At 35.3% G+C, this 15,015-nt stretch carries 11 protein-coding genes; 4 read left to right on the top strand and 7 right to left on the bottom strand.

Translation table 11 applies throughout. The features are described from left to right. Positions 1-195: 195 nt before the first annotated feature. A complete protein-coding gene (tilS, locus tag BUA98_RS21405) occupies positions 196-1,506 on the top strand; it encodes a tRNA lysidine(34) synthetase TilS (protein ID WP_072975921.1) in 1,311 nt (436 codons plus the stop codon). Further along, positions 1,506-3,602 carry a protein-disulfide reductase DsbD family protein gene (locus BUA98_RS21400; RefSeq protein WP_072975920.1) on the top strand — a complete coding sequence of 699 codons (2,097 nt, stop codon included), beginning with the start codon at positions 1,506-1,508 and terminating at the stop codon, positions 3,600-3,602. Before tilS ends, BUA98_RS21400 begins: the two co-directional genes overlap by 1 nt. 450 nt (positions 3,603-4,052) lie before the next feature. On the opposite strand, the gene BUA98_RS21395 is transcribed toward BUA98_RS21400, so the two are convergent. The 3 genes from BUA98_RS21395 to BUA98_RS21385 form a co-directional block, all read right to left on the bottom strand. Further along, positions 4,053-5,369: an ammonium transporter gene (locus BUA98_RS21395; protein ID WP_072975918.1), complete on the bottom strand. Its 1,317-nt coding sequence runs from the start codon at positions 5,367-5,369 to the stop codon at positions 4,053-4,055. 342 nt (positions 5,370-5,711) lie between these two features. After that, entirely contained in the window at positions 5,712-7,019 is a 1,308-nt protein-coding gene (locus tag BUA98_RS21390; protein ID WP_072976058.1) for an amidohydrolase family protein, read from the bottom strand. 36 nt (positions 7,020-7,055) lie between these two features. Beyond that, positions 7,056-10,055 carry an amidohydrolase family protein gene (locus tag BUA98_RS21385; protein WP_072975916.1) on the bottom strand — a complete coding sequence of 1,000 codons (3,000 nt, stop codon included), beginning with the start codon at positions 10,053-10,055 and terminating at the stop codon, positions 7,056-7,058. A 131-nt stretch (positions 10,056-10,186) separates the two neighbouring features. On the opposite strand from BUA98_RS21385, the gene BUA98_RS21380 reads away from it, so the two are divergent. Both BUA98_RS21380 and BUA98_RS21375 read left to right on the top strand, forming a co-directional pair. Next, positions 10,187-11,161 carry a Gfo/Idh/MocA family protein gene (locus BUA98_RS21380; RefSeq protein WP_072975914.1) on the top strand — a complete coding sequence of 325 codons (975 nt, stop codon included), beginning with the start codon at positions 10,187-10,189 and terminating at the stop codon, positions 11,159-11,161. Positions 11,162-11,239: 78 nt separating this feature from the next. Then, positions 11,240-12,775 (top strand): YifB family Mg chelatase-like AAA ATPase, encoded by a 1,536-nt coding sequence (locus BUA98_RS21375; protein ID WP_072975912.1) that lies wholly within the window; start codon positions 11,240-11,242, stop codon positions 12,773-12,775. Positions 12,776-12,956: 181 nt separating this feature from the next. Here the strand turns inward: BUA98_RS21375 and BUA98_RS21370 are convergent, their stop codons facing one another. The 4 genes from BUA98_RS21370 to BUA98_RS21355 all read right to left on the bottom strand — a co-directional run bounded on the left by BUA98_RS21370 (position 12,957) and on the right by BUA98_RS21355 (position 15,007). Then, positions 12,957-13,328: a hypothetical protein gene (locus BUA98_RS21370; RefSeq protein ID WP_139257036.1), complete on the bottom strand. Its 372-nt coding sequence runs from the start codon at positions 13,326-13,328 to the stop codon at positions 12,957-12,959. 52 nt (positions 13,329-13,380) lie between these two features. Beyond that, positions 13,381-14,064 carry a GNAT family N-acetyltransferase gene (locus tag BUA98_RS21365; protein ID WP_072975909.1) on the bottom strand — a complete coding sequence of 228 codons (684 nt, stop codon included), beginning with the start codon at positions 14,062-14,064 and terminating at the stop codon, positions 13,381-13,383. A 123-nt stretch (positions 14,065-14,187) separates the two neighbouring features. Continuing rightward, positions 14,188-14,691 carry an SRPBCC family protein gene (locus BUA98_RS21360; protein WP_072975907.1) on the bottom strand — a complete coding sequence of 168 codons (504 nt, stop codon included), beginning with the start codon at positions 14,689-14,691 and terminating at the stop codon, positions 14,188-14,190. Then, the gene (locus BUA98_RS21355) at positions 14,681-15,007 is read right to left on the bottom strand and encodes an ArsR/SmtB family transcription factor (protein ID WP_072975905.1); all 327 of its coding nucleotides are present in this window, start codon (positions 15,005-15,007) and stop codon (positions 14,681-14,683) included. The genes BUA98_RS21360 and BUA98_RS21355 overlap by 11 nt, the downstream gene beginning before the upstream one ends. Positions 15,008-15,015: the final 8 nt, after the last annotated feature.

The raw sequence follows: 15,015 nt of genomic DNA, 5'->3' as shown, positions 1-15,015 counted from the left end.
GAATAGATTTTATTAAAATAAATCCGCTTAAATCTTTTTAAATCTGCGTGAAATAATTAGTGAAAATTTGTGGAATTTGTGGCAAAAAAAATATAGCCACATATTCAAAGGATAATTCGTGAATTCGTGGCAAAAAAACACACGCTTAACATTTCATTTAAAAATTGATCGAATTTAATTCTTTACATTTATCAAATGTTTTCAAAATTTCAAAATCACATCATTTCGAGGTTTCCATTTCTGGAAGATAAAAAACTATTTCTCGCAGTTAGCGGAGGTTTGGATAGTATGGTGTTGTTGCATTTACTGCAGCAATTACCTTTTGAAATTGCGGTTTTGCATTGTAATTTCCAGCTACGCGGATTAGAAAGTTTTGGGGATCAGAGTTTTATTCAAAACTATTGCGATCAGAACAATATTCCTGTTTATACTACTCAATTTGATACCGAAGCTTTTGCAAAAGACTATAAATTATCCACTCAGGTTGCGGCACGCGAACTGCGTTACAGTTGGTTTTATGAGCTTTTGGAGAATGAAAAATTCGATTATATTCTTACAGCGCATCATGCTGACGATAATCTGGAAACTTTCATTATCAATTTAACCCGCGGAACCGGTTTGGATGGTTTGACTGGAATTCCGGAACAAAACGATAAAATTATTCGTCCGCTTTTACCTTTTTCAAGGGATGAAATCCTGAAATATGCTGAAGAAAATAAGATCGAATGGCGTGAAGACAGCAGTAATGCATCGAATAAATATCTTCGAAATAAAATCCGCCATGATTTAGTTCCGATGCTGAAAGAAATCAATCCTAACTTTTTGAGCGCTTTCCAGAAAACGCAATCGTATTTACAGGAATCTCAGGAAATGGTTGAAGATGCTTCCATTATGATTTATCAGCAAGTGGCGAAAGAAGTAGGTGAGGACATTCATTTCGATTTAAATCAACTTCAAAAATTGCCCAATTATAAATCGTATTTGTATCAATGGTTAAATGAATTTGGCTTTTTGGCATGGAATGATATTTATGATTTGGTTGATGGACAATCTGGAAAACAAGTGTTTTCTGCCGAATTTAGATTGCTAAAAAATAGAAATGCCTTGATATTAAGTCCAATTTCAGAAGAGGATGAAAAGGACGAATATCACATCAATAAAGAGGATCAAGACGTTAATTTTCCCTTAAAATTGCGGCTATGTAACGTAGATCACATAACATTAGATTCAAATAAAGCTATCTTTGTGGACGCCGAAAAAATCCAGTTTCCTTTGGTTTTACGTAAATGGAACGAAGGCGATATTTTTCATCCGTTCGGAATGAATGGAAAATCTAAAAAAGTCAGCAAACTTTTTAAAGATGAAAAATTATCACTGATCGAAAAGGAAAAAACATGGATTTTGTGTTCTGATAATCAGATTGTTTGGGTTGTCGGAATCAGGCAGGACGAACGTTTTAAAATAGAAAATACCACTAATAACATACTTAAAATAGAATTACAATAATGAACTTTACTCAATCCTGTCAAACGATAACTTCAAAAAGTATCTGGAATAAAACCATCGTTTTTTTGTTATTTTTCATTTTTGCTCTTGCAAAAGGTAACGCTCAGATTTTAGAACCGGTAAAATGGACGGCTAAAATTGAAAAAAAATCAGGAACAAATGCTGTTTTAATTTTTGATGGAACTATTGAAAAAGACTGGCATATGTATTCGCAATTTACGCCAGATGGAGGACCCCTTCCTTTAGAAATTGTGTTTAAAAATCAAAAAGGAAATTACAATTTGGTTGGTAAAGCCAAAGAAGGAAAAACAAAAACTGCCTTTAACGATGTCTTTGGTGTAAACGAAATTTTTTTTGAAGGAAAAGCACATATCGAACAGGAAATTACTATTACAAACCCGGATTTAAAAACAGTTGATGTCGATTTTGACTTTCAGGTTTGTAAAGAGGTTTGTATCAATTCGAGTAAAAAATTCTCTATTGCAATTCCGGCCTCTTTCAAAATGGTAGCTGTTGCAACGGTTTCTGAAGCTAAAAAAGATGAAACAAAAGTAACAGGGATTGCTATTGATACTTTATCAACTGTAACAAAAGAAGTTAAAAAAGAAACAGCTAAAGCTGAAGTTGCAGCTGCAAAAGATAATGACATTCCGCCTCCTGCACCAACCAGAAGTTTGTGGTCTATCTTTTTCATTGCATTCATATCCGGATTCGCAGCGTTATTAACGCCTTGTGTTTTCCCGATGATTCCAATGACGGTAAGTTTCTTTACCAAACAAAGTAAAAGCAGAGCGAAAGGAATTCGAAATGCTGTTATTTACGGATTAGCCATTATCGCGATTTATGTAATTTTAGGTTTGATCGTAACAAAAATATTTGGAGCAGATGCCTTAAATGCTTTGTCTACAAACGTTTGGTTTAATTTAATATTCTTCGTTTTATTAATTGTATTTGCTGTATCCTTTTTGGGAGCGTTTGAAATTATGCTTCCAAATTCATGGGCAAACAAAGCAGATCAACAGGCAGACAGAGGAGGAATAGTTGGGATATTGTTCATGGCATTAGCTTTGGCAATTGTATCGTTTTCTTGTACAGGACCAATTGTTGGAACTTTATTGGTTGAAGCAGCTTCAAATGGTGGAATTGCTCCGGTTATTGGAATGTTAGGATTTTCATCTGCTATGGCATTGCCATTTATGTTGTTCGCAATGTTCCCGGGTTGGTTGAATTCTTTGCCAAAATCAGGCGGTTGGTTGAATACGGTAAAAGTGGTTTTGGGGTTTTTAGAACTGGCTTTGGCCTTCAAGTTTTTATCGAATGCTGATCTGGTTTTGCAATTGCATTTATTAGAAAGAGAAGTTTTCTTAGCGATTTGGATTGCAATCTTTGGAACTTTAGCATTTTATCTTTTCGGAAAAATTACATTGCCACACGATAGTCCGACCAATCATATTTCAGTTGGAAGATTATCATTCGGATTATTAGTGTTGACTTTTACGATTTATTTAATACCGGGACTTTGGGGAGCACCTTTGAAATTAATTAGTGCGTTTCCACCTCCACAAACCTATAGCGAAAGTCCTCTTGGATTTGGAGGTTCAGGTAATGGAGCAGCTACTACCGGTGAAATAAAAGGTTTGCCTGAGGGGGCAGAATTAGGTCCACATGGTATAATGATTTTTACTGATTATGAAGATGGATTAGCTTATGCGAAGTCTATTAATAAACCAATTATGTTAGATTTTACAGGTCATGCTTGTGTAAACTGTAGAAAGATGGAAAACAATGTTTGGTCTGATGAAAGAATTTTACCCATCTTGAAAAATGAGGTTGTTTTGATTTCTCTCTTTGTTGATGATCAGCGCCCGCTGCCAAAAGAAGAACAATTTGTTACCGCAAAAGGAGATAAAATTGAAACGGTTGGTGATAAATGGACTGACTTTATGATTTCAAAATACAAAACAAATACGCAGCCTTTATATGTTATTACTGATCTGGAAGGAAAGAATCTAAACAGTTCAAAACCTACTATTAGTTATGTAGATGTTGAAGAATATTTGACTTGGTTGAAAACCGGGATTTCGAATTTTAAGTAGAAGAAAGAGGCAAGAGGCAAGAGGAAAGATTTTAGAATATAGAATATAGAATATAGAATATAGAATATAGAATATAGAATATAGAATATAGAATATAGAATATAGAATATGTAGATTAGAAATCTAAAATCTACAGTCTAAAATCTGAAATAATTCAGGGGAAAGTTAATTCAAAACAAAAAGCACTCTAAGTAAAACCTAGAGTGCTTTTTTATTGATTGGGCAAATCGGAAATTAAATTCTTATAGGTTTTCTCCATGTTGAGGGATATCTAGTCGTAATTCTTCTTTCTCTTCAGTAACTCTTAGAGGAGTAATTTTATTTACAACGAAGTATTGGGAGTAAATCTATTCTCTTTGCTCTTTACTCTATATTCTTAATAAAAAATCCCTCTAAGTGTGAGCTCTTAGAGGAATTTTTTTATTAAGGCAAAAGGGGGGAATTAAATTCTTATAGGTATTCGCCGTGTTGAGAGATATCTAATCCTAATTCTTCTTTTTCTTCAGTAACTCTTAGAGGAGTAATTTTATTTACAACAAAGAATAAAATATAAGATCCTACAAAAGCAAAGATAGAAACGATTACTAGTGCAATTAATTGGTTGATGAACAATGTTGGAGTTCCGAAAATCAAACCTTGATTGTCACCAACTACCGGGTTAATAGCTTTTGAAGCAAAAACTCCCGTTAACAACATACCTACCATACCACCAACACCGTGACAAGCAAACACGTCTAAAGCGTCATCAATTTTTCCTTTAGGGAATTTACTTACTACTAAGTTACTTACGATAGCAGCAAAAGCTCCAATGAAAATTCCGTGAGGAATGCTAACGAAACCAGCAGCAGGCGTAATAGCAACAAGACCTACAACAGCTCCAATACAAGCTCCAAGTGCAGATAATTTGTGTCCTAATATTTTATCAAGGAAAACCCATGCCATTGCAGCAGCAGCAGCAGCTACAGTTGTAGTTCCTAAAGCTTGTACAGCCAAACCATTTGATCCTAAAGCAGAACCTGCGTTGAAACCAAACCATCCGAACCATAATAAACCAGTTCCTAATAATACATAAGTAATTCTGGCAGGGTTCACTTTTTGAATTTTTCTTTTTCCTAAAAACATCGCTCCGGCCAATGCAGCCCATCCAGCACTCATGTGGACTACAGTTCCTCCAGCGAAGTCTAATACTCCCATTTTGAAGAAAATTCCATCAGGATGCCACGTCATGTGAGCTAATGGTGAATATATGAATAAGATAAATAAAACCATGAATAGTAAATATGCCCAGAAACGTACGCGCTCTGCAAAAGCACCTGTGATTAACGCTGGTGTAATGATGGCAAATTTTGCTTGAAATAATGCGAATAACATAAAAGGAATTGTAGGGGCAAGACTCCAGGCAGTACTTGTACCAACACCCTGAAAGAATAAATTAGAAGTTGGATCTCCAATGATTCCGCCAATAGTAGGACCAAATGCTAAACCAAAAGCAACAACAACCCATAGAATAGTAACAATTACCATTGCCATAAAACTTTGTAGCATGGTACTGATAACGTTTTTCTTACCTACCATACCTCCGTAGAAAAATCCTAAACCAGGTGTCATTAACAATACAAACGCAGTTGCAACGATCATCCAAGCGGTATCTCCGGTATCAAACTTTACAGCTTCTGCTGGAATTGGATTGTCTGATAAGATGAAATTTGATACAAAAGTCAGTACCAAAATAGTGATAAGAATCACACTTAAAATAATTTTTCGCATAGTTATTTAGTTTTTAAAATTTTTATAAAAATATAAAATCATTCGACACCCCTATTAAAAATAGAGTCTAATGTTTAATTTTTGTTAATTTTTAAATTTAACCCCCTATATTTTATGTGTATTTGTTAAAATGAACTTAAATTTTACAATTTATTAAACTGAAGTTAGAAATGTGTAGGTTTTTTCGGCTGTCTTAACAAAAAACAATGAAAATAATTCTAATTTTAAGAGTAATTATGGTCAAATATTTATAAAAAATGACAAATCGTTTCATTTTTTAAATAAAAAAGGCATCAAATGAAGATTTCATATGATGCCTTTTTTGATAGAATTATTTTTAGACTACTTCTGTCCGTACTTCGCTTTGAATTTGTCGCTCAGCTTGCTTTGAAATGTTTGGAGATTAATAGTTCTTCCCTGAATGAAAGCAGAGGTTAGTTTATTTGTTCTCATATCTAATGCATCTCCTTCAGAAATAAATAAAGTGGCGTCTTTACCTGATTCTAAAGTTCCACAACTGGCATCAATACCTAATAGTTTAGCTGCATTTAGAGTAATCAGCTGTACTGCTACTTCTTTATCTAAACCAAAGGCAGCACAAGTTCCAGCTAAGAAAGGCAGGTTTCTAACGCTCATACGTTCGTGATCGCCACTGTTTTCAAGCCCAACGACTATACCTTTATCTGTTAGTATTTTTGCCATCTTGTATGGTAAATTTACATCTTCATCATCACTTGTCGGCATATCATGAACACGTCTTAATAGTACACCAACATTGTGTTTTTGTAAAACTTCGGCCGATTTATAAGCTTCAAATCCACCAACAATAACAATTTTCTTTATTTGATGATCTGCCGCAAGCTGAATGGCATCTACAATTTGCTTCTCTTCATCTGCATGAATATAAAGCGTTTGCGTTCCGTCAAATAGACCTTTGGTAGCTTCTAAGACAATATTTCTTTCTTTGGCCGCAGTTTGATTGTATGCTTTTGAATTAATCAGGAAAGCATTTATTTCCTCAACCTGTTTCACATAATCTTTATTAGCTTCAATAACACCAGGCTCAAACCATGATCCGGATCTTTTAAAACCGGATGGAAAATTAAGATGAATTCCGTCATTTTCTTTCAAAATAGCATCTCTCCAGCTCCAGGCATCCAATTGTACTACTGAAGATGTTCCTGAAATTCTTCCCCCTCTTGGCGTAACCTGAGCCATCAAAACACCGTTTGGACGCACCGTTTCTACTACTTTCGATTCTGAATTATAAGCAATAATACTTCTCACATTCGGATTAAATGTTCCAATTTCCTCCTCGTCAACTGATGATTTCACGGCATCAATTTCTACCAATCCTAAAGTAGAGTTTGCGGCAATGAATCCTGGATATACATGTTTGCCTGTGGCATCAATAGTAGTGTCATAAGGATCAGCAGCAAGTCTGATTGTCGTGGCATCGGCTACTAAAGTAAGTTTACCCTCTTTGAATCCAATGGCACTGTTTTGAATTACCTTTCCGTTACCTAAGTGTGCTGTGGCATTTAAAATCAAAACTGATTTTGTTTGTTTTGGAGCCGGGATTTGCTGTGCATTTATTTTTACGGAAGCACAAAACAAGAGCAGCAATTTATATATGTTTCTATTTATCATGTCGTCTTTTTTTATCATTATGAATTTCTAAAGTTTTTATAACTGCTCTAAAGTATCACAGTGATATTCTTTTTTCTCTTTTTTGCTTGGTTGTTGCGTTCCGTTTCCTTTATTTTTTTCCTGCAACATTTGCCCAATCAATTCACTTCTTTCTTTAGTAATGGCCAATTGCTTCTGAGCATCTTTTTCGATATCAAAATAGACAACACCTTCAATGATTGTTTTCTCAGCTTTCGCGTAAATAGAAAGTGGGTTTTCGCTCCAAAGTACAACATCGGCATCTTTGCCTACTTTTAAGCTTCCTACTTTATCATCAATATGTAAAAGTTTTGCTGGGTTTAGCGTTACAAATTTCCAGGCATCTTCTTCAGAAATGTTTCCGTATTTCACTGCTTTTGCCGCCTCTTGGTTTAATCTGCGTGACATTTCAGCATCATCAGAATTGTAGGCAACAACTAATCCCTGGTTGTGCATAATTGGTCCGTTAAACGGAATAGCATCATTCACCTCAAATTTATAAGCCCACCAATCAGAAAAAGTTGAAGCACCAACACCGTGTTCCTTCATTTTATCCGCTACTTTATAACCTTCCAAAATATGTGTGAACGTATTTACTCTGAAATTGAATTTCTCCGCAACATTCATTAACATCAAAATTTCAGATTCGACATAAGAGTGACACGTAATAAAACGCTCTTTGTTTAAAATCTCAGCAAGCGTTTGCAATTCTAAATCTACTCTTGGAGCTTTTCCTTTTTTAGAACCAGCGTTGAATTTTTTCCAGCTTTCGTCGTATTCTTTTGCTAATTGAAAATAATCAGTAAAAACCTGTTCAACTCCCATTCTGGTTTGTGGAAAACGAGTTGGGTTATCAATTCCCCAATTCGCTTGTTTTACGTTTTCACCCAAAGCAAACTTGATAAATTTAGGTTGATTTTTGTATAACATTTCGTCCGGAGAAGAGCCCCATTTCCATTTTACGATTGCAGAACGACCACCAATTGGGTTTGCAGATCCGTGTAATAATTGCGAAATAGTAACACCACCCGCTAAATCTCTATAGATATTAATGTCTTCAGAGTTGACAACATCCTCGATCGTAACTTCTGCAGTCGAGTTGTGACCGCTTTCGTTTACACCTTTAGAGATTGCGATATGTGAATGCTCATCGATAATACCACTCGTAATGTGTTTTCCTTTAGCATCAATAACAGTAGCACCGGCATCAGAAAGATTTTTACCAACAGCTGCAATTTTTCCGTTTTTGATTAAAACATCAGTTTCTGTTAGGATTCCGTCTTTCTCATTCGTCCAAACCGTGGCATTTTTAAATAATAAAGTTTGCGTTGTTTGTTTTTTAGTATCACCAAAAGCAATGTTTGGATAGGTAACCGGCATAATTGGAAGTGGTTTTTCTACTTTAGAAGAATCTTTTACCATAACAAACGGACTCGTTTTTACAGCTTTCCACACCAATTCTTCTCCGCTTGATAAAACTGCTTTTCCAGATAAAGCATCTGGTTTTTCTATAAATCCGGTTAAACGGGTGTAGTTCGATTTAATAGTGTCTGCAGGTTTTATCACCAATGAAATCCAATTTTTAGCGATAGAAAAAGTACTTTTTACTTTTGTAGCATCAACAGTTGTTACTTCTGATTTTTGAGCATCAGCTGTTCCGTCAATTTTCCATTTGTAAGTGTCTTTTCCAACCGTTAAATCATAATTACCACGGATATCTTTTGCGCTAAGATCATTTACGATAAACTTAGATCCCTGAACCCAGTTTTCATATAGAACCGTTTTCTCGTCAAAAACTTCTCCGGAAGTAATGATAAAGTTAGCATAAGTACCCACTTTTAAACTGCCCACTTCAGCGCTTTTTCCTAAAATAGCAGCCGGAACTGTAGTCAGCGCTTCTAAAGCTTTTGTTTTATCAAAACCTAATTTTATGGCTTTTAGAAGATTGGGTTTAAAATCTTCAATTTTTTTCAATTTGTCAGTTGTAAGCGCAAATACAATTCCATTGTCTGAAAGCACTTTTAGGTTTGTTGGTGCCTGATTCCAGAAACGCATATCAGCCAATTCGATTTGGTTCGATAAATACGGATTGGAAACATCATAAGCTTCAGGAAAACTTATTGGAATAATGAATTTAGCATTAGTAGCTTTAATTTCCTCAATTCTTTCAAACTCATTTCCGCTTCCTTTAAGAACATAGTTCAAACCAAATTCTTTAGCGATTTTGGCAGCTCTCAAACTGTTTAATTTATCTTCAGAAGTGAAGATCTGAACCAGTTTTTCATTGTTTGCCAAAGCTTCCAATGATAAATCTTTGGTTTCAGAATTCCCTTTTTTATACCAGTCTAAATCCAGATACATTTGGCGTATCAATGCCATCGATCCCATTAAAGAACTTGGATAGTTCTGATTGGTAAGGGCACTTTTTGAGAAAGATAAATGATTGGTTAATTTATTTGTGATGATTTGTTTGCTGTTGTCTTCATTATTCAGGGCAACCAAAGCCCCGGTTCCTTGCGCAATTCCGTCAGGAACGTGAGTTCCAACAACACCAAAACCAGCTTTCAATAATTCATCTGCTTTTGGCTGGTCGTATTTAAAAGTTTCATAACTGTTTATTTCCGGACGAACACTTTCATTCCAGTAATACCCAACTCTTTTAGTATCATATAACGGGTTACGACTACGTCCGGGAGTCATATTTGCTTTTGGTTTTTCAATACCAAAGCTGGTATAAATATCAATGAAAGAAGGATAAATTGTTTTTCCGGTTAAATCTATCGTAATAGCATTTTTCGGAATGGAAACAGCATTTCCAACAGCAACCACTTTACCGTCCTGAATCAGTAAAGTTCCTTTTTCGATTTTTTGAGTTGGCGTAACATAAATCGTGGCATTAGTAAAAACAGTGTAATTCTTGTTTTTGTTGTGTACACTTTCGTTAACAGGGAAGTAATCCTGAGCGTACGTTTTTGTTAAAAAAACACTCAAAAAGAGTAGAAGTAGGGCTTTTTTCATATGTAATTTGGTAAATTTTTGCTAAAAATATGAAATATATGTTATAATCGATTTATTATTTTAATAATCTTTTTTCCCTATTTTCGTATGCGCATTGGATAACCTTTAATTAGAAGTGTAAATAAAACATTATGAAGAATAAGGACAGCATAAATTGGGGAATTATTGGTTTAGGAAACATAGCAAATCAATTTGCTGCCGATTTATTATTAATAAAAGAGGCTAAATTGGTTGCCGTTGCCTCCAGAGATTTGATTAAAGCAAAGGATTTTGCAAAACAATACAATTGTCCAAAAGCGTATGATTCTTATGAAACCCTTTTTGCTGATGATGAGGTTGATATTGTTTATATCGCAACACCTCACGATTCGCATGCCGAATTATCGATCAAAGCATTAGAAAGCTGGAAACATGTTTTATGCGAGAAGCCACTTTCACTTTCTTATAAAGATGCGGTTCGAATGACGGAAGCTTCTAAAAAGTATAATAGATTTTTTATGGAAGCCTTTTGGACGCGTTTTATGCCGTCTGTAAAAGAAGTTTTGCAAAAAGTAAATCAGGGAATAATTGGCGATGTAAATTATGTAAAAGCTGATTTTGCTTTTTATGCAGATGAAGCGGCAGGAGGAAGGCTTTTTGACAAAAATCTTGGAGGAGGAGCATTATATGATATTGGCGTTTATCCTTTATTTCTCTCCTATATAGTACTTGGAATTCCAAAAGAAATTATAGCGAAATCGGTTTGTAATGAAGACGGAATTGATTTGCAGACTTCTATGATTTTAAATTACGAGAATGCACAAGCTATTTTAAATGCTTCAATAGTTTCCGAATCAGATATGAAAGCCGTTATTGGAGGAACTCAAGGACATATTCAATTGAATGCTCCCTGGTTTATGGCGGATGGATATTCGATTGTAAAAGATAATCATAAGGAAACTTTTAATCTGCCAAATCTCGGAAAAGGATATGCACATGAAGCGATTGAATGTCATCAATGTATTCGAAACAAGCAAATTGAGAGCCAACTTTGGTCACATCAAAATAGTTTGGATTTGAGTAAAATGACGGAAGATATCAGGATCCAGATTAATTTACCTTTTTAAAAATATATTTTTTGTAGTAAAATAGTTACAATATAATTATTTTCATTAGATTTAAAAACATTTAATGAAATTGAAATTATGTTAGTAAAAATTTACGGAAGTGCTGTTTTTGGAGTAGAGGCAACCACCATCACCATCGAAGTTCATATGGACAAAGGTATTGGTTTACACTTAGTTGGTTTGCCGGATAGCGCTATAAAAGAAAGCAGTTTCAGAATTGCAGCTGCTCTAAAAAACAACGGATTATATTTACCCGGAAAAAGAATAACCATCAATATGGCGCCAGCCGACCTTCGAAAAGAAGGTTCGGCCTACGATTTACCGCTCGCAATGGGAATATTAGTAGGCTCCGATCAAATAAAAGCACCCGAAATCGAACAATATATTATTATGGGGGAACTTTCTTTAGACGGAAGTTTACAGCCTATTCGTGGTGCATTACCAATTGCGATAAAAGCTAAAGAAGAAGGATACAAAGGTTTTTTTCTCCCAATTCAAAACGTAAAAGAAGCGGCAATCGTAACAGGTTTAGATGTCTATGGCGTGACCAATTTACAGGAAGTAATTGATTTTTTTAACGGGAAAGGGGATCTTAAACCCACTGTTATTGACACCAGAGCCGAATTTTACAAAACCTTAGATTTCCCTGAATTTGATTTTTCTGATGTACGCGGACAGGAAAGCATTAAACGTTGTATGGAAATCGCTGCCGCCGGAGGTCACAATATTATTTTAATTGGCCCGCCTGGAGCAGGAAAAACAATGTTGGCCAAAAGAGTTCCGAGTATTTTGCCGCCAATGACTTTGCGCGAAGCTCTTGAAACGACTAAAATTCATAGCGTTGCCGGAAAATTGAAAGAAGTTGGATTAATGAATCAAAGACCATTTCGCAGTCCGCATCATACTATTTCGAATGTGGCTTTAGTCGGAGGAGGAAGTTATCCGCAGCCGGGCGAAATCTCCATGGCCCATAATGGCATTTTGTTTTTGGATGAATTGCCAGAGTTTAAACGTGATGTTTTAGAAGTAATGCGCCAGCCGCTGGAAGATCGTGAAGTCACCATTTCTCGTGCGAAATTCACCGTAACTTATCCGTCTTCATTTATGTTAGTGGCAAGTATGAATCCGAGTCCGAGTGGTTTTTTTAATGACCCAAGTCAGCCTAATACTTCTTCGCCACACGAAATGCAACGTTATTTGAGCAAAATTTCCGGACCATTATTAGACCGAATCGATATCCATATTGAAGTAACGCCCGTTCCCTTCGAGAAACTCGCTGATGATCGAAAAGCCGAAAGCAGTGTCGAAATCAGAAAACGTGTCACCGCAGCCAGAGAAATTCAAACCAAACGATTTGAAGAAGTCGAAAACATAAATTACAATGCACAAATGAGCAGCAAATTAATTCGCGAATATTGTGGGCTAGACGATCAATCAAAAGAGCTATTGAAAACTGCAATGGAACGCCTAAACCTTTCCGCAAGAGCCTACGACAGAATTCTAAAAGTAGCCAGAACCATAGCCGACTTAGACGCTGCACCAACAATAATCTCACAACACATAGCCGAAGCCATTCAATACAGAAGCCTGGATCGCGATGGTTGGCTGGGTTAGAAATTTTAGATTTTAGATTACTCTGTCTTATCATTTTGAGAAACGAGAAATCTCCGCAAGTAACGCTACAAAGTATTATTTCAACTTTATGGAATTACATTGCGGAGATTGCTTTTTCGGTTCGCTATCGCCTGTTTCTTAATAAATTAGTTTTTCAATTTATTTAGGAGGGAGTCATAGCTTATTCTGCATCCGGAATCTTTTTATATTCAAATGTTCCCAATTCTGGAGTGCTAATTACACGTTTTTTGGCATCAAAATAATCAATGGAAGAAGTGATTGAAACAATAGAATCAACAATTATAAGTTCAGAATTGTTTTTGGTTAATTTCCATTTAGAATAGGTGCTTTCGCTACCAATACGACTTTCAAAATCTCCGTTTTCCTGAAAAATCTGCAAAACCTGAGTCGTTTTATATTGCTCCTTAATGTTCTGAGTTCTTCCGTTTTTCGTCCATTTTACCAATATCCATTTTCCAACGAGCTCATTTTGTGTTTGTGCACTTACTGATAAACCAAATAAACAAAGGAGGATTAAAATTACTTTTTTCATTACCATAGTAGATTAAGATTGTTAATAGTAGATTAGGGTTACGGTAAAGGTACTATTTTTTAGAAATATTCCAAAAGCTAATTTTTCTTCTGGTAACAAAACCTAGTTTTTCATATAATTTAATTGCACCAATATTACTTTCTGCAACATGCAAAAACGGAATTTTACCCTGATCAAAAATCGCATTAACTACATGAGTAATGAGTTGTTTAGCATATCCTTTTCCTGTTTGATCAGGATGTGTGATTATCGCACTCACTTCAGTAAAAGAATTCATTTTCATGCGTTCTCCCGAAACAGCAATCAGCTGATTGTCTTTAAATATTCCGTAATAATCCCCAAGTAGCATGGTTTTGTTTTTAAAGTAACCAGGCTGTACCAAATTGATTAAATCATACAAAATTTCACTATGAACTGTGCCCAACTTCACGATTTCAACATCGATCGGAAGTTGAATTTTTTCCGTAATAATCATCTGAAGGCAATCCAATTCTTTAACAATTTTTAAATTATAACCTATTTGTGGTTTTTCTCCAACGACAAAGAAATTATCAATCAAAGCCGAATATTCCTGCGTTGCAACTGCAGTATTTTCCAAAGCAGTAAAGCCTCCAAACGGTCCATAATCTGGATCGTAGAATTTAGTACTCCCATATTCTACAGCAAAGTCGTCATGGTTTTCTGATAGAGAATACCAAACCGGATTGTCTAATTTATTTTCTTCGGAGATTGTCATTATACTGCTTTTGAAATTAATGTAAGAGGCAAATTTTGAAATATAAAAATAAGGATTTATAATAATAAGAAATAAAAAATCCCACTTCAATCGAAACGGGATTTCATAAAATATAAATAAGATTTACTTTGTTCTCACAGCAAAAATTGCATCCAAGCCTTCCATCGCAATAGTGAAGCCTTCTTTGAAGCCCATTTCGATGATTTTTTCCAAATCAGAAAGGTTTTCATGTTTGATCGCAATATCCACAATAGTGGAATCACCTTGCTCTGAGAAATTCACATTCCAGTCAGAACGTGGAAAATCTTTGTTCAAATTCCCTTCGCTATCACTAAAAGCATCCAGATATTTAAAGTTAGATTTTGGCGTAATCGAAGTAAAATCGGCAATAGCCCAATGTTCTTCACCCTGAGGTCCAACCATGGCATATAGTCTTCGTCCTCCCGTTTTAAAATCCATGCTTTTTGTTTTGGCTTTCCAAGGAGCCGGTGCCCACCATTGGTCTAGTATTTCAGGTTCAGTCCAGGCAGACCAAACATTGTCAAGTGAGGCATTAAATTCGCGTTTTACATTTACCGTACTATTTTCTTTGTCCACGGTAAAATTCATCAATAGATTAGATTTCATTTTCTTTAGATTTTAGATTCATTAATACTTGATCCAATTGGCTGAAACGGCTTTCCCAAATTTCTTTAAACTGCGCTAGCCATTTGTCAATTTCTTTCATTTTGTCAATTTTTAACTGATAGTAGATCTCTCTACCCACTTTTTTTTCGTCTAATAATTCACACTCGTTGAGAATTTTAATATGCTTAGAAACGGCTTGTCTGGTTGTGTTAAATTGCTCCGCAATTGCATTGGGTGTCAAAGCGTTTGTTGCTACTAATACTAAAATAGCTCTGCGGGTCGGGTCGGCAATAGCCTGAAAAATATCTCGCTTCATTTTGATTT

The organism is Flavobacterium saccharophilum (assembly GCF_900142735.1).
Classification (GTDB): domain Bacteria; phylum Bacteroidota; class Bacteroidia; order Flavobacteriales; family Flavobacteriaceae; genus Flavobacterium; species Flavobacterium saccharophilum.
This window is presented reverse-complemented; position numbering and strand designations above follow the sequence as displayed.